General features: G+C 69.4%; 17 protein-coding genes and 1 other RNA gene. 15 read left to right on the top strand and 3 right to left on the bottom strand.

Annotated features, from left to right (window positions below; translation table 11 throughout):
- Positions 1-70: 70 nt before the first annotated feature.
- Positions 71-604, bottom strand: coding sequence for a TY-Chap domain-containing protein (locus tag MANAM107_RS09690; protein WP_223907834.1), 534 nt, complete (start codon positions 602-604; stop codon positions 71-73).
- 231 nt (positions 605-835) lie between these two features.
- Between MANAM107_RS09690 and ftsE the strand changes: the two genes are divergently transcribed.
- The 7 genes from ftsE to MANAM107_RS09725 all read left to right on the top strand — a co-directional run bounded on the left by ftsE (position 836) and on the right by MANAM107_RS09725 (position 8,011).
- Positions 836-1,525, top strand: coding sequence for a cell division ATP-binding protein FtsE (gene ftsE, locus MANAM107_RS09695; protein ID WP_179899747.1), 690 nt, complete (start codon positions 836-838; stop codon positions 1,523-1,525).
- Between the two features lie 12 nt (positions 1,526-1,537).
- Positions 1,538-2,452, top strand: a complete 915-nt coding sequence (gene ftsX, locus MANAM107_RS09700; RefSeq protein ID WP_179899748.1) for a permease-like cell division protein FtsX — start codon at positions 1,538-1,540, stop codon at positions 2,450-2,452.
- A gap of 6 nt (positions 2,453-2,458) precedes the next feature.
- Positions 2,459-3,745, top strand: coding sequence for a peptidoglycan DD-metalloendopeptidase family protein (locus MANAM107_RS09705; RefSeq protein WP_223907836.1), 1,287 nt, complete (start codon positions 2,459-2,461; stop codon positions 3,743-3,745).
- A gap of 114 nt (positions 3,746-3,859) precedes the next feature.
- Positions 3,860-4,399 carry an SsrA-binding protein SmpB gene (gene smpB / locus MANAM107_RS09710; RefSeq protein ID WP_223907839.1) on the top strand — a complete coding sequence of 180 codons (540 nt, stop codon included), beginning with the start codon at positions 3,860-3,862 and terminating at the stop codon, positions 4,397-4,399.
- Positions 4,400-4,578: 179 nt separating this feature from the next.
- Positions 4,579-4,949, top strand: a transfer-messenger RNA (tmRNA) gene (ssrA, locus tag MANAM107_RS09715).
- Between the two features lie 259 nt (positions 4,950-5,208).
- Positions 5,209-6,714 carry a sodium:solute symporter family transporter gene (locus MANAM107_RS09720; protein WP_223907842.1) on the top strand — a complete coding sequence of 502 codons (1,506 nt, stop codon included), beginning with the start codon at positions 5,209-5,211 and terminating at the stop codon, positions 6,712-6,714.
- Between the two features lie 40 nt (positions 6,715-6,754).
- A complete protein-coding gene (locus MANAM107_RS09725; RefSeq protein ID WP_223907845.1) occupies positions 6,755-8,011 on the top strand; it encodes an aminotransferase-like domain-containing protein in 1,257 nt (418 codons plus the stop codon).
- Between the two features lie 434 nt (positions 8,012-8,445).
- Here the strand turns inward: MANAM107_RS09725 and MANAM107_RS09730 are convergent, their stop codons facing one another.
- The gene (locus MANAM107_RS09730; RefSeq protein ID WP_223907848.1) at positions 8,446-10,410 is read right to left on the bottom strand and encodes a solute carrier family 23 protein; all 1,965 of its coding nucleotides are present in this window, start codon (positions 10,408-10,410) and stop codon (positions 8,446-8,448) included.
- A 663-nt stretch (positions 10,411-11,073) separates the two neighbouring features.
- On the opposite strand from MANAM107_RS09730, the gene MANAM107_RS09735 reads away from it, so the two are divergent.
- The 4 genes from MANAM107_RS09735 (at position 11,074) to MANAM107_RS09750 (ending at position 16,616) form a co-directional block, all read left to right on the top strand.
- The gene (locus MANAM107_RS09735) at positions 11,074-13,386 is read left to right on the top strand and encodes an exo-alpha-sialidase (RefSeq protein ID WP_223907851.1); all 2,313 of its coding nucleotides are present in this window, start codon (positions 11,074-11,076) and stop codon (positions 13,384-13,386) included.
- A gap of 70 nt (positions 13,387-13,456) precedes the next feature.
- The gene (locus tag MANAM107_RS09740; protein ID WP_223907854.1) at positions 13,457-14,836 is read left to right on the top strand and encodes an ABC transporter substrate-binding protein; all 1,380 of its coding nucleotides are present in this window, start codon (positions 13,457-13,459) and stop codon (positions 14,834-14,836) included.
- 52 nt (positions 14,837-14,888) lie between these two features.
- Entirely contained in the window at positions 14,889-15,776 is an 888-nt protein-coding gene (locus MANAM107_RS09745) for a carbohydrate ABC transporter permease (protein ID WP_179899755.1), read from the top strand.
- Between the two features lie 3 nt (positions 15,777-15,779).
- Positions 15,780-16,616: a carbohydrate ABC transporter permease gene (locus MANAM107_RS09750; protein ID WP_223907857.1), complete on the top strand. Its 837-nt coding sequence runs from the start codon at positions 15,780-15,782 to the stop codon at positions 16,614-16,616.
- Positions 16,617-16,746: 130 nt separating this feature from the next.
- Here the strand turns inward: MANAM107_RS09750 and MANAM107_RS09755 are convergent, their stop codons facing one another.
- Positions 16,747-17,508: a FadR/GntR family transcriptional regulator gene (locus MANAM107_RS09755; protein ID WP_223907860.1), complete on the bottom strand. Its 762-nt coding sequence runs from the start codon at positions 17,506-17,508 to the stop codon at positions 16,747-16,749.
- 232 nt (positions 17,509-17,740) lie between these two features.
- Here MANAM107_RS09755 and MANAM107_RS09760 point away from each other — a divergent pair, with 232 nt between their 5' ends.
- From MANAM107_RS09760 to MANAM107_RS09775, 4 genes are all read left to right on the top strand, one after another.
- Positions 17,741-19,384, top strand: coding sequence for an ABC transporter substrate-binding protein (locus MANAM107_RS09760; protein ID WP_223907863.1), 1,644 nt, complete (start codon positions 17,741-17,743; stop codon positions 19,382-19,384).
- 270 nt (positions 19,385-19,654) lie between these two features.
- Positions 19,655-20,620 carry an ABC transporter permease gene (locus MANAM107_RS09765; protein ID WP_223907866.1) on the top strand — a complete coding sequence of 322 codons (966 nt, stop codon included), beginning with the start codon at positions 19,655-19,657 and terminating at the stop codon, positions 20,618-20,620.
- Positions 20,620-22,782: a dipeptide/oligopeptide/nickel ABC transporter permease/ATP-binding protein gene (locus MANAM107_RS09770; protein WP_223907869.1), complete on the top strand. Its 2,163-nt coding sequence runs from the start codon at positions 20,620-20,622 to the stop codon at positions 22,780-22,782. The genes MANAM107_RS09765 and MANAM107_RS09770 overlap by 1 nt, the downstream gene beginning before the upstream one ends.
- On the top strand, positions 22,782-23,600 hold the full coding sequence (locus MANAM107_RS09775) for an ATP-binding cassette domain-containing protein (protein WP_179899760.1): 819 nt from the start codon (positions 22,782-22,784) through the stop codon (positions 23,598-23,600). The genes MANAM107_RS09770 and MANAM107_RS09775 overlap by 1 nt, the downstream gene beginning before the upstream one ends.
- Positions 23,601-23,692 lie beyond the last annotated feature (92 nt).

Genomic DNA, 23,692 nt, shown 5'->3' on the forward strand with positions numbered 1-23,692 from the left:
ATGCGCCGTCCTGGCCCTACCGACGGCGTTGGCCTCAGCACTCGTGGCGGTCCCGGTGCCCGCGAAGGAGTCAGTGCTCGTGGAGGAGGTGGTCGAGGTCGGCCGGGTGGGGGACCCGGAGCACCTCGATGAGCATCCTCGTAGTGTGCTCGGCCGCGCTGGCGCCGTCGGGCAGGAGCCTGCTCATCGCCTCCCCGCTCTGCCAGCCGCCCTGCCAGCCCAGGTCCTCCAGCGCCCGGCACTGGCTGCGGCCCAGCAGCGCCCGGCCCCGGGCGTCCCAGGTGGGGGCCGCCAGCTGGACGCCGTCGCCGCGCCCCACCAGCACCACGCCCGGGGGCTCGGGGGAGACCCCGGCCGGCCCATGGCCGCGACGACGCAGCAGGCCACGGCCTCGGGGCAGATCCTCCGGGTCGGCCACCACGGCGGGCGCGGTCAGCAGCACCGTGGCGCCACTGGTGGCCCCCGGGGTGGAGCGGGGGCGACAGGCCTCCTCCAGGAAGTCTCCCAGGGAGGGGGTGAAGCGGGCCCAGGAGCCCAGGTCCACGCGGGAGGCGAAGGAATCGGCGCCATGGGGCTGGTGGGGAGCGATCGGCGGCTGACTCATGGCCCTCACAGTAGTCCCGGACCAGACGGCCGCCGGCCGCTCGCCGCACCCGGCCCTGGTCGGGGCACGGGAAGGTTGCAGTGCGCCGATCGGCGTACCCCACAGCCCCGCAGGGCGTGTCACAACCACGGAATCGGCGGCACGCCGCATACCGTGAGCAGGAGCCCGGGTGCCGCGCCCGGGAACTTCCCGGGACCTGCCCGGGAGCGCAGTCAGGGGAGCAGCCAGCCGATGATCCGCTTCGATCACGTCTCCAAGGTCTACAAGCGAGGGGCGCGTCCTGCGCTCGATGAGGTCGACATCACCGTCGAGCGCGACGAGTTCGTCTTCCTCGTGGGCGCCTCGGGATCGGGCAAGTCCACCTTCCTGCGCCTGGCGCTGCGCGAGGAGCGCCCCACCTCTGGCAAGGTCCACGTCCTGGGCCGCGACCTGTCCCAGGTCTCCTCCTGGAAGGTCCCCCAGCTGCGCCGCGAGATGGGCTTCGTCTTCCAGGACTTCCGGCTGCTGGAGAGCAAGAGCGTCCTGGAGAACGTCGCCCTGGCCTCCCAGGTCATCGGCAAGCCCCGCCACTACATTCTGTCCGCCGTGCCCGAGGCCCTGGACCTCGTGGGCCTGGCGGGCAAGGAGAAGCGCCTGCCCCACGAGCTCTCCGGCGGGGAGCAGCAGCGCGTGGCCATCGCCCGCGCCATGGTCAACCGGCCCAAGCTCCTCATGGCCGACGAGCCCACCGGGAACCTCGACCCCTCCACCTCGGTGGGGATTATGCGGCTGCTGGACCGCATCAACCGCCAGGGCACCACCGTGGTCATGGCCACCCACGACGATGAGATCGTCGACCAGATGCGCAAGCGCGTCATCGAGCTCAAGGCCGGCAAGGTCGTGCGCGACCAGGACCGCGGCGTCTACGGCTCGGACCGCTGAAGGAGAAAGCACATGCGACTTCGTTTCATCCTCTCCGAGACCCTCAAGGGCCTGACCCGCAACGTCGCCATGACGGTCTCGGTCATCCTGGTCGCCTTCGTCTCCCTGCTGTTCGTGGGCGCCTCGGGCCTGCTCCAGGCCCAGATCGCAGCAATGAAGGGGGAGTGGTACGACGAGGTCGAGGTCTCGGTCTACATGTGCCCGCAGGCCTCGGCCTACCCCACCTGCGCCGAGGGCGAGGCCACCCAGGAGCAGATCGACGCCGTGGAGCGCACGGTCAACCAGTCCCTGGCCTCCTTCGTGGAGTCCTACCACATCGAGTCCAAGGCGGAGGCCTACAAGAACTTCATGGCCTCCTACGGCAACTCCGCGGTGGGCCGCAACGCCACTGAGGAGATGATGCCGGTCTCCTTCCGCATCAAGCTCGTCGACCCCGAGAACTACCAGGTGGTGGCCGAGCAGTTCGGCGGCCACGCGGGCGTTGAGCGCGTGGTCGACCAGGGGTCGACCCTCGAGCCCCTCTTCCTGGTGATGAACCGGGCCTCCTGGATCACCGGGGGGCTGGCCGCCATCATGGGTGTGGCCGCGGTCCTGCTCATCTCCACCACTATCCGCCTGTCGGCCATGTCCCGCTCCCGGGAGACCGGCATCATGCGCCTGGTGGGCGCCTCCAACCTCTTCATCCAGCTGCCCTTCATCCTCGAGGGCGTCATCGCCGCCCTCATCGGCGCGCTGCTGGCGGTGGGGACCCTGTGGGCCGGGGTCCACTACGTGGTCCAGACCTGGCTGGCGGGCTCGATCAGCTTCACCAGCGCCTTCATCGACACCACCGCCGTGGCCTACCTGGCCCCCTGGCTCATCCTGGCGGCCATTGTCCTGGCGGCGCTGTCCTCCGCCTTCTCGCTGTCGAAGTACACAAAGGTCTGATTCGTCATGGTCCCTCGTCCTGCCCTCCGCTCGCCCCGGCGCCTGGCCGTCGTCGTCCTGGCCGCCATCAGCCTCGTCCTCATGCCCATGGGCCTGGCCGTGGCCGATGAGCGCTCCGACGCCGTGGAGGACCAGCAGGACGCCCAGCGCCGCCAGCAGGAGCTCGTCGCCTCCCTGGAGGGGGTCAGCGCCGAGCTCGGCCAGGCCTACATCGACCTGCAGAACGCCCAGAGCAACCTGACCACTGCTGAGGCGGATCTGTCCGCGGCGCAGACCACCCTGGCCGAGAAGGAGCGCGAGCAGGAGATCGCCTCCGAGCGGCTGGACACCGCCACGGAGAACCTCAGCACCATCCAGCAGGAGGCCGCCGCCTCCGAGAGCACCGCCAGCACCAATACCGAGTCGGTGGCCGAGATCGTCGTGGCCACCTACCAGGGAGACAACACGGTGAGCTCGTGGACCTATGTGCTGGCCTCCCAGGACGTCACCGAGCTCAACCAGCGGGCCTCGGCCATGGAGATCGGCTCGGGCGTCCAGGAGGCGGTCCTGGCCCAGGCCGAGGCCGAGCGGGCCAGGAACGCCAACCGTGAGGCCCGCCAGAACGCCGCCACCCAGCGCGTGTCCACCCTCAAGGACGAGGCCGATGCCGCCGAGAAGGCCGCCCAGCAGGCCAAGGACACCGCCCAGACCAAGCGCGACGAGGTGGCCCAGGCCGCCGCCACCGCCCAGTCGGCCACCACCACCCTGGAGGAGCGCAAGGCCGACCTGGAGGCCCAGCAGGCCCAGGCCGCCGCCGATGAGGAGGCCGCAGCGGCCACCATCGCCAAGATCGACGAGGCCAACCGCGGCACCTCCGCCCCAGCGCCCGCCGCCGCCTCCGACCTGGGCGGGGGCTCCATCGGCCACCCCATCGCCGGGCCCTTGACCGTCGCCTCGCCCTTCGGCTACCGCATCCACCCCATCACCGGGGAGAGCAGGCTGCACGCGGGGGTGGACCTGGTGGCCTCCACCGGCACCCCCCAGTACGCGGGCGTCAACGGCACCGTCACCAACTTCTCCAACTCCTCGTGCGGCAACGGGGTGTTCGTCAACGGCGGCATCATCGACGGCCAGTCCGTCATCCTGGCCTACTGCCACCTCTCGCAGCACTCCGTTCCCGACGGCGCCACGGTCTCGCGCGGCGACACCATCGGCCTGACGGGCATGACCGGCGGGGCCACCGGTCCCCATGTCCACTTCGAGGTCATCGTCAACGGCTCGGAGATCGACCCCATGTCCCTGTCCGGCTTCTGATCGGGGCTGTCAGGCTTCTGGGGGCGCCGGCGGCGGCGTAGACTCCTGTGCTCGGTGCGCAGCCGCGCCCGGGTGCACGCGCCCGATGACGAGAGCCTGGGGAAGGAGACGACGATGAGCCCCACCGCCGCGAGGTCCAAGCGGCCCGCCAAGCCCACGCCCGGGCAGAGGGCCAAGGCCGCCTCCGATGCGCGCAAGACGATCGCCCGCAATAAGAAGGCCACCCATGACTACGCCATCGAGGACCGCTACGAGGCGGGCATGGTCCTCACCGGCACCGAGGTCAAGGCCCTGCGCATGGGCCGGGCCTCCCTGACCGAGGCCTGGGTGGAGATCGACCGCCACGGGGAGGCCTGGCTTCAGGGCGCTCACATCCCCGAGTACCTCCAGGGGACCTGGAACAACCACACCCCCCGGCGCAAGCGCAAGCTCCTGCTGCACCGCAGCGAGCTCGAGCGCCTGGCCATGCGCGTCCAGGCCAAGGGCTACACCGTGGTGCCCCTGGAGCTGTACTTCATCCGGGGCCGGGTCAAGATCGAGATCGCCCTGGCCCGGGGCAAGCAGGACTGGGACAAGCGCCAGGCCCTGCGCGAGGCCCAGGACAAGCGCGAGGCCGCCCGCGCCATCGCCGCGGCCAACCGCCGGCAGGGCTGAGACCCGCGGGCGGGGCCGGCCCTGCTGACAGGGTGCCGGGCCCGCGATCATCAGCGAGGCCCCTGGCCAGTCCGGCCGGCTTCTGCTACTGTTTCTTGCTGCTACAGGCCTGTGGCCCCCGATCCGCCCCCATGGCGGTTCGGAAGGTGCGGGTGTGCAGCACGGAGGGGAACTCCATAGGGGATGATCGGTTTCGACGACGGTCGTGGGTTCAGGGGAAGCGGGTCGAGGATGCACAGTCATCTCGTCAACGCTCTGTGCGAACCAATAGGTGCCGATAACACTCGCACCGACTTCGCCCTCGCCGCCTGAGCGAGCCTCGAAGTCCGTCAGCCCGGGGAGCGCTTCCGCCCCGGTCCCTGGCGTCATCTAGGAAGCCACTGCTGAGGAGCCGTGTCGGTAGGCTCCTCGGGACTCCTTATCGACTGAGCCCGTCGGCGCCCTTGCTCGTGTGAGGCGCCGGGGCTGAGAAAATCACTAGCGAGCTGCACCCGGAGAAGTCCTGTTGCATGCCCGTCGGACGGGGGTTCGATTCCCCCCATCTCCACCATCGGCCCCCGGGCGCAGTGCGCGCGGGGGCCGCTTGCGCTCCGGCGCCCACCCGCCGCACCGCCCTCATCGCTGCTGCGGGCAAGGGGGGCCGCGCGGCGCCGTCGGCGGGCGTTTTCGGCTCCCAGCAGGGCATGATCGCGATAACGGTGTGTCTTGTGCGAATCCACGGCTACACTTCCCGCCGTGGGCGACAGCCAGTTGCCACCTCCCCGTCCGACCGGAACCGGTCGCGGTCCATACGGCAAAGGAGCCCCGAGATGCAGTCTCTCCACCCACTCGACTTCGTGGTCATCGTGGCCTACTTCCTGGCGATGATCGGGATCGGATTGTGGTCGATGCGCCGCACCAAGAGTCGCGAGGACTACCTGGTCGCAGGCCGCCGTCTCGGCTTCCCGGTGTTCTTCGGCTGCATCGCAGCACTGGCCGTGGGCGGCGCGGTGACCGTGGGCGGCACGGGCAAGGGCTACGAGGACGGTGTGGCCGGCATCCTGGTGGGCGGCTCCCTGGGCATGGGGCTCATCGCCCTGGGCATGCTCATCTCCTCCAAGCTCAACCGGCTGCGCGCCCTGAGCATCAACGAGGTGGTCGAGCGCAACTACGGCCCGTCGGCGCGCGTCTTCGGAGCCGTGCTGACCATCGTCTACACCATCTCCCTGACCGTCGTGCAGGTGGTCTCCATGGGGGCCATCGCCGCAGGCCTGTTCGGGATCCCGGAGACCGTGGCCATGGCGATCTCCGGACTCGTCGTCGTCTTCTACACCTTCCTGGGCGGCATGTGGTCGGTGACCATGACCGATATCGTCCAGTTCGTCATCAAGACGCTGGGCGTGATGATCCTGGCCCCGATGTTCGTCCTGGCCAGCCCGAGGATCGGGGGCCTGTCCGGCTTCCTGGACAAGGTGCCCGAGACCCACTGGGACCTGGGCGCCTACGGATGGTCCGGCACCCTGTACTGGATCCTCCTCTACGTCCCGGGCCTGGTCATCGGCCAGGACATCTGGCAGCGCGTCTTCACCGCCCGCAACGAGCGCATCGCGCGTACCGGGACCATCCTGGCCGGCGTCTACTCGATCCTCTACGCGCTGTGCGCCGTGCTGCTCGGCATGGCCGTCCTGGCCGCGGGCATCCAGGTCGACAACTCCGCCCTGGCCTTCGAGGCCGGCGTCAGCGCCTTCCTGCCCGCCGGCGTGGCGGGACTGCTCCTGGCCGCAGCCCTGGCCGCCTGCATGTCGGTGGCCTCCGGGACGATCCTGGCCTGCTCGACGGTGGTCTACAACGATCTGTACCTGCGCTTCGTGCGCGGTCAGAAGTCCTCCGAATCGGCCTCGCAGACGGGAGGCCCTGACGCCCATGGGCAGGCGACCACCAGCCGCGATGTGTGGATCAACCGTGCCATCGCCCTGTCCATCGGCCTGCTGACGGTGCTGCTGGCCGTCGTCATCTCCGACATCTTCAAGGCCCTGGACCTGGCCTACGGGTTCCTCTCGGGCTGCGTGTTCATCCCGGTCTTCTTCTCCTTCGTGCTGCGGCGCATCTCCCCGCGCGCCGGCCTGGTCTCCCTGGCCCTGAGCGCGCTGACCGTGGCCGGGACGATGGTCTACGGCGAGAGCGGCGGGGGAGCGGACTTCGCCATCGGCGGCAACTGGCCGATCACCTTCGGCATCATCGTCGGCCTGGTGTCCTACCTGACGGTGACCGCGCTGGACAAGAACCGGATCACGCCCAATATCGACATCGGCGAGGACGCGCCCGCCACGGCCTGAGCGGGGCGATCCATCGAGGGCCGCAGGAAGGAAGCGCACCATGACCTCAGCCACGACCCCCACCGGCAAGGAGCGGTTCGCAGCGGAGCCGGCCATGCGCTACGCCAGGCGCGAGCACGAGTTCCGCCCCTCCCCGGTGCGGGCGGTCTTCGAGCTCGCCCTCGATCCGCGATTCGTGTCCCTGGCCGGGGGCAATCCTGACACCGCCCTCCTGCCGCATGAGGAGATCGCCGAGATCTCCGCCCGCCTCCTGCGCGATCGGGGCGCCGAGATCCTCCAGTACGGTTCCGGTGCCGGCATCGCAGCCCTGCCAGAGGTCATCGGCGCTCTCATGGCCGCGCAGGGCGCCCAGGTCTCCCCCCGCGAGCTGCTCATCACCACCGGCTCCCAGATGGGGATCGACCTGGCCACCAAGCTGCTGTGCGACCCCGGGGACGTCGTCGTGGCCGAGGGGCCCACCTACGTGGGGGCCATGGGCGTCTTCGGCGCCTACGAGACCGAGCTGCGCCAGATCCCCGTCGACGACGACGGCCTGGTGCCCCAGGCCCTGGAGGAGGCCCTCGACGCCGCGCAGCGCGAGGGCCGGCGCGTGGGCTACCTCTACACGATCCCGCACCACCAGAACCCCTCGGGCACCACCCTGTCCCAGCCGCGGCGCGAGCAGGTGGTCGAGATCTGCGCGCGCCGCGGCGTGCCGATCGTCGAGGACGACCCCTACGCCTTCGTCGGCTTCCCCGGCACCGAGCCGCTCGCCTCCCTGTACTCCCTCAACCCGGCCGGCGTGGTGCACCTGGGCTCCTTCTCCAAGATCTTCTCCCCAGGCATGCGGGTGGGGTGGATGGCGGCCCCGCCCCAGGTGCGCGACCGCCTCCAGATCGCCGGGGAGTCGGTGGACATCCACCCCAGCGTGCTGGCCCAGGAGATCGTCGCGGCCTACGTGGGCACCCCCTCGTGGTCCGAGCACCTGGGCCGCCTGCGCCAGGCCTACGCCGAGCGCTGCCAGGGCCTCCTCGACTCATTGGCTCAGCACGTCCCCGATGGCGTGCGCTGGACGGTGCCCTCCGGTGGCTTCTTCACCTGGGTGACCCTCGAGGGGGTGGACCCGGGTGCCGACATCCTGGGTGCGGCCATCGAGCGCGAGCTCATCGTCGTGCCCGGACGGGCGTGCTTCGCGGGCGAGCCGCCCGGGGCCTGCCTGCGCCTGGCCTACTCCGGCTCCTCGCCGCAGGCGCTCCAGGAGGGGGCGCGGCGCCTGGCCCAGGTCATCGACGACCTGCGCCAGGCCCACCCGGCCTGAGGCCGCACCGAGGCTGGCGACGTCACGCCCGATCGCGTGCCCTCGCCGTCGGCGTCGAGCCGCATCCTCGGCGGCCTGCCGCCCACCGAGGGTCACCGGCGACGGTCTTCGCCACAGGTCCGGGCGCCCGCTGCTCCTCCCCGGCATGGTGGTGGCCAGGGGATGCGGGTGGCCGGGCTCGCCTCTGCCGGGAGAGGCGCAGCGCCCCGGGATAGGGATCAGGACCGCGGTGAGCCAGGGCTGATGGTGGTGGGCTGCGATTCGACGTCACTTGGCGACGAAGGCGTCGCTTGGCGGAATGGACGACACCTGCAAGGTACGTCCATTCCGCCAAGTGTCGCCCAAGTCGCGAAGTGACGTTCTTTGTGCGACGCGCGCCGGGCGACCCGCACCCGCCGGGGCCCTCCCCGCTGACAGCCTGCCGGGAAGGACCCCTAGTCCAGCTTCTCGAAGGTGCGGGCCCAGGCGCTGCGCACCGGGTTGGCGTCGGCCACCCGGGCCTCGAAGCGGGAGTCGGCGATATCGATGATCTCGCCCAGGGCGGTGCTGAACTCCCGGGCGGCGGAGGCCTCCACCCGCTGCCAGCCGCGGGCCATGAGCTCGCGGCGATCGGTCACATGCGTCAGGCACATCACCAGGGGCCGGCCGAAGCGCTCCTCATAGGCCCGGGCCAGGGCCTCCAGCTCGGCGCGCTCGGCGTCGTCGAAGGGGCCCAGGGCCAGGCCGGCGGTGTCCAGGCCCGCCTGCCTCTCGGGGCTGGGGGACAGAACCAGGTCGGTGATCGGCTCATAGGCGGCGATGAGCTCCTCCTGCTGCTGGGGCGGGGCGGTCAGGACCGCCTCCTCGAAGGCGTGGCGCAGATCCGCCGTGGTGGCGAAGGGACGGCGCTCCCAGGCGCGCTCGGCCGGCCAGTCCACCCCCACGTGCAGGTCGCGGAAGGTCTCGACGAAGGCCTCCCGGTCCATCTCGCCGACTTGGCGCAGCTCCACGGGGCGGCCGCCCACCACGGTCACGTCGTCGCTGCGCCCGCTGCCCAGGTGGAAGAACACGATATTGAGCACGATCGCGGTGATCGAGCCCAGGGTCACCCCCGAGCCGAAGAGGATGGCCAGCCAGGATGGCATGGCCGCAGCCAGATCCGGCTTGAAGGTCACCAGCAGCGCCAGGCCCATGGAGGTGGACACGATGACGGCGTTGCGGTTGTCGCGCATATCGACCTTGCCCAGGGTCTGGATGCCCACCACCGCCACGGAGGCGAACATGGTCAGGCTCGCGCCCCCGATGACCGGGGTGGGGATGGCCGCGACCACCGCACCGGCCTTGGGCAGCAGCCCCAGGATGATCATGATGACGCCGGCCGCGGTGACCACCCACCGCGACATCACCCGGGTCAGGCGCACCAGGCCCACGTTCTGGGCGAAGCAGGTGTAGGGGAAGGAGTTGAGCACCCCGCCCAGCAGGGTGGACAGGCCGTCGGCGCGCAGGGCGGCGGCGATATGCCTGGGGGTGATGCGCCTGCCCACCACCTCGCCGGTGGCGAAGACGTCCCCGGTGGTCTCCACGGCCGTGACCGCCATGACGATGACCATGGAGATGATGCCGGTGAGGGTGAACTCGGGGACGCCGAAGTAGAAGGGCGTGGTCAGGCCGATGGGCGCGGCGGAGCCGACCCCGGAGAAGTCGGTGTCCCCCAGCACGGCTGCCACGGCGGTGGCGCCCACCAGGCCCAGGAGCACCGCGATGGTGGACATGAAGCCCTTGAAGACCCGCTGGACCACCACGATGACGGCGATCGTGGCCAGGGCGTAGGCCAGGCCCCTGAGGGTCAGGGCCGCGGCGTCCTGGCCCGGGGCCGCCTGGGAGCCCCAGGAGACGATGTCATAGGCCGAGACGCTCATGAGGGTGGTGCCCATGATGGTCAGCAGGGTGCCGGTGACCACGGGCGGGAAGAAGCGCAGCATGCGGGCGAAGTAGGGGGCGGCAAGGAAGGTGAGGAGGCCGGCTGCGATGATGGAGCCGTACATGGCTGGCAGCCCCTCCACGCTGCCCCGCCCACCGGTGGCCGCCAGGCCGATGGCGATGAGCGGGGAGACCGCGGTGAAGGTGACGCCCTGGATCAGCGGCAGGCGCACGCCGATGTGCCGGCCCAGCCCGGCGGACTGGATGATCGTGGCGATGCCGCAGGTCAGCAGGTCGGCGTTGATGAGGTGGATGGTGGTGGCGGTGTCGAGGTGGAGGCCCTGGGCGATGACCAGGGGCACGACGACGGCGCCGGCGTAGAAGGCCAGGACGTGCTGGATGCTCAGCACGGCGAGCTGGCCCACCGGCGGGACGGCGTCGACAGGATCCTTGGGTCGCTGGCTCTGGGGGGTGCTCGGGGCTGGGGAGTGGTGTGACACGGCGGTCTCCCTCACGAGGGGGCAGGGCGCCTCAGCATACATACGGCACGGCCCGGCCCGCTGCGCGGTCCCAGCAGGTGCCGATGCCTGTGAGGGGATTGGGGCAGGCGGATCATTGCTCGATACTCCTGGCCGGGGGAAGGGCGTGGCGAGGGCGCTGGTCGGCGCGGGGCAGTGGCGGTGGCGGAGAAGTGCTGCTACTCTTCTCTCACAACATCAGACAACTGACGTCTGGTGGTGGATCACTGCGATACGACCGCTCGATGATGAGAAGGGGGAGGCAGTCATGTACGCGGAATCGCCATGGCGCGTCACGATGACCGCGCGTCGCCAGTCCGCCGTCCGTCAGGGCCGCGGACCCTCCCCGGTCCGCGCCTGAGCCCCGCCCTGACAGCGCCTGCCCGGCCCCTGGTATCGGATGAGCTCCGTCCAGGGCCGCCCGCACCTACTCCGCCGGCGGGGCCCACGGCCATCACCGGTTCCGGCCCCCGGAGCACCGCTGTGCCCCGCACTGCGCCCAGCCACGGCGGTTCAGGCATATCGCCCGGCCACTGCGGCTCCCGCCCCGGGCCCATCGCATTGCTGCCAGGGCCCTGACCCCGATCAACTCCCAGCGCGGCACCCCTGTGGTTGGCCGCGCCCCCACTGACCACTGGACGGATCATGAACTCATCGCACCACGACGTGCACGCCCTGGACGCCACGGCCTCCCGGGGGAGCATCACCTTCGACGTCAGGGCCCGCGCCTCAGGGCCCCTGCTGCGCCTCCTCGGGGCCGAGGGCAGGTCCCTGACCCTGCGCCTGGCCGATTCCAGGCTCCTGTACGAGGTGCGCCTGCCCGAGCAGCACAGCACCCTGGACGCCGAGGATGTACGGGGGCTCGACGACGGGCAGTGGCACTCCGTGGCACTGACCGCCGGACCGCGGGGCACCCGCCTCTACATCGACGGCTACCAGGCCTTCTGCGGGACCACCACCGCCTTCCTCGCCGACCTCGGGGCGCTGGAGGACCTGGCGCTGGGCGGGGCCGGCGCGCAGATCGAGTCCTTCACCGTCCACCCCGGCGTCCTCAGCTCCCGCGAGGTGCTCGCCCTGGCCCGCCCCGCCGTCCCCGAGGTGGAGTTCGCCGCCAGTGATCTGAGCGCCTACGACGTCGAGCGCCTGGCGGGCCTGCGACGCGGCTCGCTCAGCCTGCGCTTCCGCTCGCGCGGGCGGGGGCAGCACGGGGTCATCCTGGCGGCCAGCGGGCGCGGAGGCGCCCTGAGCCTGGCCGTGGGCCCCCACGGGCTGACCTACCGACTCAGCGCCCGGGACGGCGCCGCGAGCAGCGAGCGCGTCGTCGAGGCCACCGGGCAGTGGAGCCAGGGGCAGTGGCACGATGTGGCCCTGGTGGTGGGCCACGGCGCCGTCGATCTCTACGTCGACGGCTTCCGGGAGGCCCACAGCCCCGGGGAGTTCTTCCTGGGGGATGTCCAGGGCCTGGAGCGCATCGTCGTGGGGCAGGACCACCATGGCGTGAGGCTGGCCGGGGAGGTCGCCCGCGCCGGCATCCACACCCGCATCCTCAACGACGCCCAGGTCAAGCGCCTCAGCGGGGTCGAGCCGATCGAGACCGACGCGGTCTTCGACCGCGGCTACAGGGGCTCTGCCTCCTACCGCATCCCCAGCATCCTGGCCCTGGCCTCGGGCACCGTCCTGGCCGGAGCCGACCAGCGCGTCTCCAGCCCCAATGACGCCCCCAACGACATCAACTTCGTCGTGCGCCGCTCCCTGGACGGCGGGGTGACCTGGCAGGAGCCGACGACGGTCATCGACTGCCCCGGGACCGGCCAGGACGCCGCCAATGTCATCGACTCCTGCATGGTCCAGGATCCCGGCACCGGGCGCATCCACGTCCTCATCGACCACTTCCCCGGCGGGATCGGCCAGCCCCACTGCTGGGCGTCGGTGGGCTTCGATGAGCAGGGCAGGATGCTGCTGCGCGACTGGCAGGAGGGCCGCTACGCCCTGGAGCCCGACGGCGCCGTGGTGGGGATGGAGGGGGAGTCCACCCCCTGGCGGGTCGGCGCCGATGGCGGGATCACCCGCCAGGGGAGTCCGGCGGGCAACATCGCCCTGGCGCCGGGGGCCGATCCCGACCAGGAGTTGGGCATGATCCCCACCAGCTACCTGCTCCACCTCTACTCCGACGACGACGGGCTTACCTGGAGTGAGCCGCGCCACCTCAACCCGCAGGTCAAGGAGCCGTGGATGCGCTTCCTGGGCACGGGCCCCGGCAACGGCATCGTCCTGCGCCACGGGGAGCACCGCGGTAGGCTCGTCATCCCCGTCTACTTCAACAACGAGGCCAACTGGCTGGCCATGTGCGCCACCGTCCTGTACTCCGATGACCACGGGGAGACCTGGAGCCTGGGACGCACCTCCAACACCGGCCGGCCCACTCCGGATGGCGCGCTGGACCCCGCCGCCTTCACCGACGAGGCCTACTCGCTGCACGAGGCCACGGTCATCGAGCGGCACGACGGCAGCCTCATGCTGCTCATGCGCAATCAGGCCCCGGAGGGGCGGGTGGCCGTGGCCCTGTCCCAGGACGGGGGGAGTACCTGGGGGCAGGTGGCCTTCGATGAGGAGCTGCCCGAGATCTGGTGCCAGCCCAACGCCATCAGCCTGCCCTCACCGGCGGGCCAGGACCGGGTGGTCTTCGCCAACGCCTCGCTCATGCTGCCCTACCGCGGCTGCGGCGTGCTGCGGCTGAGCCTGGACGGCGGGCGGACCTGGCACCGCTCGCGCACCCTCAACCCCGGCCACCACGTCTACCAGTGCCTGTGCCCGCTGCCCGACGGCGCCCTGGGGGTGCTGTGGGAGAACGAGTACCAGGGCCTCTACCTCTCGCGCGTCCCGCTGAGCTGGTTCGGCCTGGACCTGGAGCCGGCAGAAGTGCCATCAGCCGATCCTCAGGAGGTGGAGCCCGCGTGACCGACCCGTGCCCTCGCCATCGCCCACCGAGCCCATTGATTGCCACCGTCCAGTTCAAAGGAGAACTCTCATGACCCCCACGATCCGCCACCTGTCCTCGCCCCTCCTCAGCCGCCGCGGCCTGCTCATCGCAGGCGGAGTCGGGCTCGCCGGAGCACTGGCCGCCTGCGGCGGCTCCGAGCGCGCCTCGCAGGAGGAGACCGGGCCACTGTCCGGGAATGTCACCATGTGGTCCTCCTTCACCCAGGGGCCGCGCGCCGAGTGGATGCAGAGGATGGCCGATGAGTTCCACGCCGCGAACCCGGATGTCACCATCACGATCGAGCAGTTCTCCTGGGGTGAGTTCAACACGAAGTGGACCACGGGCCTGACCTCGGGGCAGGTTCCCGACATCTCGACGGCCCTGCCCAACCAGGTCGTGGAGATGATCAATGCCGAGGCGCTGGTTCCCCTCGATGACGTCATCGACTCCATCGGCCGTGACCGCTTCCCCGAGCCCGCACTGGCCGAGGGCCAGCTCGAGGGGGCGTCCTACTCCGTGCCGATCTACTCCCACGCCCAGGTGATGTGGTACCGCAAGGACGTGCTGGATGCCAAGGGGATCGCGGTGCCCCAGACCTGGGAGGAGCTCGCCGCCGCTGCCAAGGCCATCGGCAGGTCGGACGACCTCTACGGCCTGTCCGTGCCCCTGGGCACAGGCGACTTCATGGGCGCCCGGTACCTCAACTTCTACGTGCGCTCGGCGGGGGAGACCCTGCTGAAGAAGGACGGCTCGGCCAACCTCACCTCCTCGGCGGCGCTGGCGGGCATCAAGTACTGGGTCGACCTGTACAAGGAGGTCTCCCCGGAGGGCTCCCTGGACTACGCGGTCCTGGATCAGGCGACACTCTTCTACCAGGGCAAGACCGCCTTCGACTTCAACTCCGGCTTCCACATCTCGGGAGTGGCCTCGAACCGGCCCGACCTGGTGGACTCCATCGCCGCGGCCCCGCTGCCCAGGCTCAAGGCCTCCGACACGGCGAACTACCCCGCAGAGGTCTCCAACGTCCCCCTGGTGGTCTGGGAGGCCTCCGAGGTCAGGCAGGAGGCCAAGGCCTTCCTGGAGTTCCTCTTCAGCAAGGAGGAGTACATCGACTTCCTCCACTCCGTGCCCGGCGGAATGCTGCCGGTTCTCAGCGATGTCACCACCGAGCCGGCCTACCTGGAGGACGAGACGATCACGAAGTACTCCGATTCGATCGCGGTGATCCAGGAGCAGGTCGGGGTCGGCAGCGCCATCGGGATGGAGAACGGCCCGGTGGCCCAGGCCGGTGTCCTGACCGGGCAGGCGCTCATCGAGAAGATGTTCCACTCGATCATCGCCGACGGCACCGACATCGAGGCGGCGGCCAAGGACTGCGAGAGCAAGCTCAACGACGCCTTCGAGGCGGCCGGAGCGAAGATCTCCTGAGCCGATCGGGTGGCGGGGCCCAGCGCCCCGCCACCCGGGGAGGACTGCCATCATGACCCGCATCAAACGCATCAACTGGTCTGGAATATGCTTCGTGGCGCCGTCGATCATCGTGGTCCTGGCGCTGCTCATCTACCCCGTGCTCTCAAGCGTGTGGTACTCCTTCACCGACAAGCACCTGCTGCGGCAGAGCTATGAGGTCATCGGTCTGGAGAACTACACCGAGCTCCTGGTCTCGAAGGACTACTGGAACGCCTTCGGGGTCTCGATCAAGTGGACGGCCGCCTCGATCGTGGGCCAGCTCCTGGTCGGCATGGCCCTGGCGCTGGCACTGGACCGGATCCCGCGGGGCTCCGGCGTGCTGCGGACCCTGCTCATCGTGCCGTGGGCCTTCCCGGCGATCATCACCGCCTTCGCCTGGAAGTGGATCCTCAACGATGTCTACGGATTCCTCCCCAATCTCCTCAGCTCCACAGGGCTGACGAGCAGCAACATCGCGCTGCTGGGGAAGCCGGAGACCACGTTCTGGGTGGTCCTGGCCATCAACATCTGGTTCGGCGCCCCGATGTTCATGGTCAACATCCTCTCCGCCCTCAAGACGATCCCGCAGGAGCAGTATGAGGCGGCCATGGTGGATGGCGCCTCCGGACTGCAGCGCTTCCGCTTCATCACACTGACCCATATTCGTGAGGTCATCGGCCTGCTGGTGATCCTGAGGACCATCTGGGTATTCAACAACTTCGATCTGCTCTTCCTCCTCACGGGGGGAGGGCCCGGGGAGCGCACCACCACCTTGCCGATCTTCGCCTACCAGGCCGGCTGGAGCCTGCGCCAGCTGGGTGTGGCCTCGACGGTGACCGTGCTGCTCCTGGTCTTCCTGCTCCTGCTTGCCATGGTGGCCTTCAGGGTGCTTCGTCACTGGGATCAGGAGAGGGGCTAGATCATGCGTCATGTAGGACAGAGCAGGTGGGGCCTGGTGGGCATCTACGCCTTCCTCATCATCGCGGCCGCGATCGCCGTCTTCCCCCTGCTGTGGGTGGTGCTCTCCTCGTTCAAGACCTCGCAGGAGCTGGCAAGCAGCCCCTTGCAGCTCTTCTCCCTGAATCCCACTCTGGAGCACTACCGCAAGGTCGTGGGCGAGATCGGCTTCCTGGGGAACCTGCGCAACTCCCTCATGCTGGCGGGGAGCTCCACGTTCATCACGGTGCTCATCTCCCTGCTGGGGGCCTACGGGGTCGTCAGGTTCTTCCCCAGGGTCGGCCGTCAACTGACGAAGATCCTCATCGGGACCTACATGTTCCCCCCGATCCTGCTGGCGATCCCCTACACGGTCACCATGGTGAGGCTGGGGCTGATGAACAGCTACATCGGACTGGTGATCGCCTACCTCTCCTTCTCGATCCCCTATGCGATATGGATGCTCATCGGCTTCTTCCAGACGGTTCCGGTGGGAATCGAGGAGGCGGCAGCGGTTGATGGGGCCAGCCGGTTCCGCGTGTTCTGGCAGATATCCGTGCCGATCATCCTGCCGGGAATCGTGGCCACTGCGGTGTACACCTTCATCAACACCTTCAACGAGTTCCTCTACGCCCTGTTGTTCATCACCGAGTCGGACAAGATGCCAGTGGCGGTGGGGCTCTACTCACTGCAGGGCTCCGAGGTCCTGGACTGGGGTGCGATGATGGCCGCCTCCGTCATCGTCATCGTCCCGTCGGTCATCTTCTTCATGGCCATTCAGCGATACATCGCTGCGGGCTTGTCGGAGGGGTCGGTGAAGTAGGCCCGCTACCGGCGAGACGAGCGGCGCCGCCCCCACGATGCCGGTGGGGCGGCGCCGTCGTCATGCGGCCGCCCGGGGCGCCAGTGCCCGCAGCCGTGCGCGATGGGCCCCGGCGCGCGGGGCCGCCGGCTCAGGACAGGGCGGCCAGCAGCGGGGCGTAGTGCTCGGTCGTGGCCTGCTGGTAGGCCTCGATGTCCCCGGCGCGCGCGGCGGCGAGCATGGTGCGGTGGGCGCGGGCGGTGGTGATGATGTCATCGGGGGTCGGGGCGCCCAGCAGTGGCACCGTCAGCGCGTGCACCGTCCAGAAGGCCTCGGTCAGGTACTGGAAGAGGTGGTTGGGCAGCGCATCGAGCAGCCGGGTGTGGAAGGCCTGATCGGGCTCGGTGAACAGGCTGCCCTTGAGCGCCAGGGCCTCCATCTCGTCGACGATCGCGTCCAGCTCGGGGTCCTCGCGGTCGGTCCAGGCCTCCACCACCCGGGGGGCCAGGGCCCGGTCCAGGGTGGCGCGCACCTCAACGACGTCGCGCAGGCCGCGGTAGCCCTCCCCGGAGTGCAGCAGGCCCCGGAAGACCAGGGACTCGACCATCGGGCGCATCGAGGCGTCGGAGACGAAGGTCCCATGGCCGTGGCGCACCTCGACGATGTCCAGGGCCACCAGGGTCCGCACCGCCTCGCGCACCGAGGAGCGGGAGACCTCCAGGTCCGTGCACAGCTGGGACTCGGTGGGCAGGGGGTCACCGGGTCTGAGGCCCTCAGTGAGGATGTACTCCTTGATCGCACTGATGGCCGTGGCGGCCTGGGTCCGCGGCCTGCGGGTCAGGGAGGCGTAGGCGCCCCGGGGCGCCTTCCTGCCGGTCTTCCTACCAGTCGTGGTGCGTGCTGCCTTGTCCACCTTCACTGCTCCATCGCTCTGCCTGATCGTCTGCCTGCTGCCCGGGGTGCCGGGCTGGTGTCGCCGGGACCGGTGGGACCGCCGCGATCATTGTCGCTGATCCGCGCCCGAAGCGCTGCGTATGGGTCAGCGCTTGGTAACGGTTGGTGGTCGCTTTGGTCGGACGGTCCGGCGTCTGCTACAGTCATCCTACCAACGTCAGACAACAGACGTCCGACTTTAGGAGAACTCAATGGCGATCTCATCCCCCCGCGCCACCCGGCGCGACTTCATCCGGCTCAGCTCCACGATGGGCCTGGCAGCAGGGCTGGCCGCTGCGCTCGCCGCCTGTGGTGGGGGCTCGTCCTCCTCCTCGACCGGCACTGCCAGCGCCACGGCGCAGGTGACTCCGGACCTGGCCAGGATCAACAAGGACGGTGAGATCAAGGCCGGCATCTCCTATGAGCCCAACAACGCGGGCTACGACCCGATGAAGGCCACCGCAGCACTGAACCTGTCGGCCGACTGGCACATCTTCGAGGGGCTCACCGAGCTCGACCTCATCACCCGCGAGCCCTACGCGGCCCTTGGCTCCGACCTTCCCACGATGGTCGATGACACCACCTACGAGGTCACCCTGCGCGAGGATGCCAAGTTCTCCGATGGCACCGCGGTGACCACCGACGACGTCGTCTTCTCCTTCGAGCGCGTCCTGGACCCGGCCAACTCCTCGACCTACGCCTCCTTCCTGCCCTTCCTGGACAAGGTCGAGGCTAAGGATGACAAGACCGTCACCCTCAAGCTCAAGTACGCCTTCTCCCTGGTTCCCGAGCGAGTCTCCGTGGTCAAGATCGTTCCCAAGGCGGTCGTCGAGGCCGACGCCGAGGGCTTCACCAATGCCCCGGTGGGCACCGGTCCCTACCTGCTGACGGACAACGGGACCTCCACGCAGACAGTCGTCTTCGAGCGCAATGATCACTACAACGGGCCCCGCCCCGCCCTGGCCAAGAAGATGACCTGGCAGATCATGCCTGACGGCACTGCCCGCTCCAACGCCCTGACCTCCGGCGTGGTCCAGGCCATCGACTCGGTGGCCGCTGCGGATCTGGCCGTCTACGAGTCCCCCATCCAGGTCTCCGCCGATCCGGGTTTTGCCCTGGTGTTCTCGATGTTCAACTTCAAGAGCAAGACGATGGCGGACGTCAAGGCGCGCCAGGCGGTCATGTACGCGCTGGACTACGACAAGATCTGCGAGACCGGAATGTCCGGCCTGGCCATTCCCGCCACCTGCTTCGTCCAGAAGGAGCACCCGGCCTACAAGGAGGTCTCCACGGTCTACAAGCGCGACCTGGAGAAGGCCAAGAAGCTGGCCTCGGAGGCGGGTCTGACCTCCCTGAAGCTCCTGGTCTCCGACCACGGCTTCTTCGCAGCGGCGCGGCCGATCATCAAGGAGAACCTCAAGGAGATCGGCATCGATGTCGCGTACGACGAGCAGCCGTCCAAGAAGGTCTATGAGATCGTCGATAATGACATGGACGGCTCGGCCTGGGATGTGCTGGTCGCACCCGGAGACCCCTCGGTCTTCGGCAATGACGCCGACCTGCTCATGCGCTGGTGGTACTCCGCCGACCTGTGGACCGACACCCGCATGCACTGGAAGGGCACTGAGGGGTACACCGCCTTCCAGGAGCTGCTCGACGCGGGCTCGCCGCTGGAGGGTGAGGAGCAGGTGGCCAAGTGGCAGGAGGCCTTCGAGGCCATCGCCAAGGAGATCCCGCTCTACCCGCTCTTCCATCGCAAGAACCCCATGGCCTGGAACTCCGAGACGCTCTCGGGCTATCAGCCCGTCAACTTCCCGGGCGTGGCATTCATCGACGTCGGGACCACCGTGTCCTGACCGCTGTCGGCTCCGCATGGAGCCGCACTGACCAGCTCGGCCCCGGGAGCCGGCCTACGGGTGGCCCGTGGCGCCGGGGCGGTGCACCACCGCCCCGGCGCCACGGGCTGTCTGGAGGGCGCGACGGCACGAGTGGAATCGATTTGCTGTCTGACATCAGATGTCTGATAATAGAACTGCGGCTCGGCACTGCAGCCGACCGACAAGATGCACCGCCCGGCCTGCCGCAGGAGCGCCGGGCAGTGGGCACCGAAGCAAAGGAGCATCCCAGTGTCCAACCTCCTCCGCCTGATCGGCCGGCGCCTGCTCGCGCTGCCCCTCATGGTGCTAGGCGTGACGCTGCTCGTATTCGTCGTCATGTCCCTGTCCTCCATCGACCCCGCGCGCGTGGCGCTCGGGGAGGCGGCCACGGCAGACGCCCTCGAGCAGTACCGCGAGATGCACCACCTCAACGACCCGCTCCTGCAGCGATACTGGACCTACCTCGTGGGATTGGCGCACGGGGACCTGGGCACCAGCCTCAGCGGAGACCCCATCGTCACCATGGTCTCCGCCGCCTTCCCGATCACCCTGCAGCTGACCTTCATCGGCGTCCTCCTGGCCGTCATCATGGCCACGATCATGGGCGTCCTGGCTGCCCTCTACCGGGACCGCTGGCCCGACCAGGTCATCCGCGTCATCTCCATCATCTGCCTGGCCACTCCCTCCTTCTGGCTCGCCCTCCTGCTCATCCAGTGGCTCGGTGACATCCCCGGGGGCTCGGGCATCTTCCCCGCCGTGGTCTCCGGCTGGGTCCCCTTCAGCGAGGATCCCTCCGCCTACATCCACCAGATCTTCCTGCCGGTCATCGCCATCGCGGTGCCCAACACCGGCTCCCTGACCCGCGTCGTGCGCACCGCCATGGTCGAGGAGCTCGACCGGGACTACGTGCGCACCGCCATCGGCGGTGGCATCCCCAAGCACGTCGTCGTGGGGCGCAACGTGCTGCGCAATGCCCTCATCACGCCGCTGACCGTCCTTGGCCTGCGACTGGGCTACTCCATGGGCGGCGCGGTGGTCATCGAGATGATCTTCGACATCCAGGGCATGGGCAAGCTCATCTTCCAGGGCGTGCGCAACGCCGATGTCAACATCGTCCAGGGCGTGTCCATCACCGTGGCCCTGGCCTTCATCATCATCAATATCGTCGTCGACCTGCTCTACGTGCTGGTCAACCCGAGGATCAGGAGCATCTGATGCTGCACCGACGCACCCTCGACAGGGCCTCCGCCCCCGGCCTGCGCTTCCAGGGCTGGAAGGCCCTCCCGATCGGAGCGCGCATCGCCGTGGCCGCGCTGGCCCTGCTGGCGCTCATGGCAGTCCTGGCGCCCCTCATCGCGCCTTACAGCCCCAGCGCCACGGGCCTGGCCTCCGAGACCCGGGTGGTGGAGAAGAACGGCGTGGAGCTGTCCATTGTCGACTCCGCCGTCCCGCCCTCGGGCTCCCACCTGTTCGGCACCGACGATTCGGGCCGCGATATCTTCTCCCGCGCCGTCTACGGGGCACGGGTCTCGCTGGTGGTGGGACTCAGCGCCACCGGCATCGCCCTGCTCCTGGCCTTCGTCCTGGGAGCAGTGGCCGCCACCAGTCGCAAGTGGATCGGCGAGGCGCTCATGCGCCTGCTCGACGTCGTCATGTCCTTCCCGGGCATCGCTCTGGCCGCCGTGCTGGTCCTGGCGATGTCAGGGCGCCTGCCCCTGGTCCTGGTCATCATCCTGGCCACCTCCGTCGTCTACACCCCCCAGCTCACCCGCGTGGTGCGGGCCAACATCCTGGCCCAGTTCGGTGAGGACTATGTGGCGGCCTCCAAGGTCATGGGGGCGCGGGTCCCGTGGATCCTCATCAGGCACGTGATGCGCAACTGCATCGCCCCGATCATGGTCTACGCCACGGTGCTGGTGGCCGACGCCATCGTCTTCGAGGCCTCCCTGTCCTTCATCGGTGCAGGCATCACCTCGGTGACCACGGCCACCTGGGGCAACATGCTCTCCGAGGGCAAGCTCCTGCTCCTGTCCGGGCACTGGTGGCCCACCTTCTTCCCCGGCCTGATGATCCTGGTGACCACCCTGTGCCTCAACATCCTGGCTGAGGGCCTGACCGACGCCATGGCCTCTCCCCGCATCAGGGTCAAGGCCGACGTGCAGGCCGACGAGGAGGCCATGGGCCAGTCCGGCGAGGGCCTGCGCGAGGTCCAGCAGGCCTGGGATGAGGCCGCCCAGGCCGTGCGGGACAACGCCACGGCGTCGTCGAGCACAACGACGCCGGACCAGCTCAGCTCCCTGACCGGGCTGGTGGCCCCCGCCGCCGAGGAGGTGCCCCTGTCCGAGCGCCTGGCCGCCCTGCGCGTGGCCGAGCGCAGGCGCACCGACCGCCTGGTCTACCACGACACCGGGGCCGAGCCCGTCCTGGAGGTCAAGAACCTGTCCATCGCCTTCCCCCAGCAGCACGGCGAGGTCGACATCGTCGACTCGGTGTCCTTCTCCGTGCGCCCCGGCGAGACCATGGGCCTGGTGGGTGAGTCGGGGTGCGGCAAGTCCATCACCTCCATGGCCGTCATGGGCCTGCTGCCTCCCAGCGCGCGCCTGAGCGGGGAGATCCTCTTCCAGGGCAGGAACCTGCTGGAGATGACCCCCGCCGAGCACAACGCCCTGCGCGGCCACGAGATGAGCATGATCTACCAGGACGCCCTGTCCTCCCTCAACCCCTCCATGCTCATCCACTCCCAGATGAAGCAGCTGACCAGGCGCGGCGGCACCCGCAGCGCCGAGGAGCTCCTGGAGCTTGTGGGCCTGGATCCCGCGCGCACCCTGCGCAGCTACCCTCACGAGCTGTCCGGGGGCCAGCGCCAGCGCGTCCTCATCGCCATGGCCCTGACCCGCGACCCCGCCCTGGTGCTGGCCGATGAGCCCACCACGGCCCTGGATGTCACCGTCCAGAAGCAGGTGGTCGATCTGCTCAACGACCTGCGCGAGAAGCTGGGCTTCGCCATGGTCTTCGTCTCCCACGACCTGGCCCTGGTGGCCAAGCTCGCCCACCGCATCACCGTCATGTACGCCGGCCAGGTGGTCGAGCAGGCCCCCACCGGCGAGCTGCTGTCCAACCCCGTCCACGAGTACACCCGGGGCCTGCTGGGCGCCGTGCTGTCCATCGAGTCCGGCTCCCAGCGCCTCCACCAGGTGCGCGGCGTGGTGCCCTCGCCCAGTGAGTTCGTCAAGGGCGACCGCTTCGCCCCGCGCTCCTCCTACCCCGAGGTCGGCCTGGAGACCCGCCCGGTGCTCAAGGAGGTGGCCGGTGCCCCCGAGCACCGCTACGCCATCACCCCCGAGCTCGAGGCCCTGCTTGCGAAGGAGAGTCACTGATGCCCTCGACCACCTCCACCTGGAGCCCCCAGGACCCCGTCGTCGAGCTGCGCGGAGTCCACGTCATCCACAAGTCGCGCACCGGGAAGCTCTTCAAGCCCGACACCGTCCACGCCGTCAATGACGTCAGCCTCTCGGTGCGGCGCGGTGAGACCCTGGGCCTGGTCGGCGAGTCCGGCTGCGGGAAGTCCACCACCGCCCGCGTCATGGTGGGCCTGCAGGAGGCCACCAGCGGGGAGATCATCTTCAAGGGCAGGCCGCTGGGCCGCTCAGCGGCCGCCCGCCGCGAGCTGGGGCGCAGCATCTCGGTGGTCTTCCAGGACCCCGCCACCGCCCTCAACCCGCGGATGGTGGTGCACGACACGCTCATCGACCCGCTCAACGTCCACGGCATCGGCTCCCCCCGGGAGCGGGAGGCCCGGGTGCGCGACCTGCTCCACCTGGTGGGCCTGCCCGACTCCGCCCTCAACGTGCTGCCGCGCCAGATCTCCGGGGGGCAGCGCCAGCGCGTGGCCATCGCCCGGGCCCTGGCCCTGGACCCCGACATCATCGTGGCCGACGAGCCCACCAGCGCCCTGGACGTCTCGGTGCGCGCCCAGGTCCTCAACCTCCTGCAGGACCTCAAGGCCACCCTGGGGCTGGGACTGGTCTTCATCAGCCACGACATCAACACGGTGCGCTACGTCTCGGACCGGATCGCCGTGATGTACCTCGGGCGGATCCTGGAGACGGCCAGCACCGAGGAGATCTTCACCCACCCCCGTCAGGAGTACACCCGGACCCTGCTGGCAGCGGTCCCCTCGCTCCTGGACGCCTGAGGCCGGAGCCCTCGGGCCGCCGCCTGCCTCCTGCGGCGCTCCGGCCCGAGGGCATACCGCCTCTACCACCCCCTCTCACCTCTCTCATCGAA

This window comes from Actinomyces capricornis (assembly GCF_019974135.1).
Lineage (GTDB): Bacteria > Actinomycetota > Actinomycetes > Actinomycetales > Actinomycetaceae > Actinomyces > Actinomyces capricornis.

Bases quoted from the DNA above. Each gene is read 5' to 3' on its own strand.
- MANAM107_RS09690 (WP_223907834.1), bottom strand. From the start codon at position 604: ATGAGTCAGCCGCCGATCGCTCCCCACCAGCCCCATGGCGCCGATTCC.
- ftsE (WP_179899747.1), top strand. From the start codon at position 836: ATGATCCGCTTCGATCACGTCTCCAAGGTCTACAAGCGAGGGGCGCGT.
- ftsX (WP_179899748.1), top strand. From the start codon at position 1,538: ATGCGACTTCGTTTCATCCTCTCCGAGACCCTCAAGGGCCTGACCCGC.
- MANAM107_RS09705 (WP_223907836.1), top strand. From the start codon at position 2,459: ATGGTCCCTCGTCCTGCCCTCCGCTCGCCCCGGCGCCTGGCCGTCGTC.
- smpB (WP_223907839.1), top strand. From the start codon at position 3,860: ATGAGCCCCACCGCCGCGAGGTCCAAGCGGCCCGCCAAGCCCACGCCC.
- MANAM107_RS09720 (WP_223907842.1), top strand. From the start codon at position 5,209: ATGCAGTCTCTCCACCCACTCGACTTCGTGGTCATCGTGGCCTACTTC.
- MANAM107_RS09725 (WP_223907845.1), top strand. From the start codon at position 6,755: ATGACCTCAGCCACGACCCCCACCGGCAAGGAGCGGTTCGCAGCGGAG.
- MANAM107_RS09735 (WP_223907851.1), top strand. From the start codon at position 11,074: ATGAACTCATCGCACCACGACGTGCACGCCCTGGACGCCACGGCCTCC.
- MANAM107_RS09740 (WP_223907854.1), top strand. From the start codon at position 13,457: ATGACCCCCACGATCCGCCACCTGTCCTCGCCCCTCCTCAGCCGCCGC.
- MANAM107_RS09745 (WP_179899755.1), top strand. From the start codon at position 14,889: ATGACCCGCATCAAACGCATCAACTGGTCTGGAATATGCTTCGTGGCG.
- MANAM107_RS09750 (WP_223907857.1), top strand. From the start codon at position 15,780: ATGCGTCATGTAGGACAGAGCAGGTGGGGCCTGGTGGGCATCTACGCC.
- MANAM107_RS09760 (WP_223907863.1), top strand. From the start codon at position 17,741: ATGGCGATCTCATCCCCCCGCGCCACCCGGCGCGACTTCATCCGGCTC.
- MANAM107_RS09770 (WP_223907869.1), top strand. From the start codon at position 20,620: ATGCTGCACCGACGCACCCTCGACAGGGCCTCCGCCCCCGGCCTGCGC.
- MANAM107_RS09775 (WP_179899760.1), top strand. From the start codon at position 22,782: ATGCCCTCGACCACCTCCACCTGGAGCCCCCAGGACCCCGTCGTCGAG.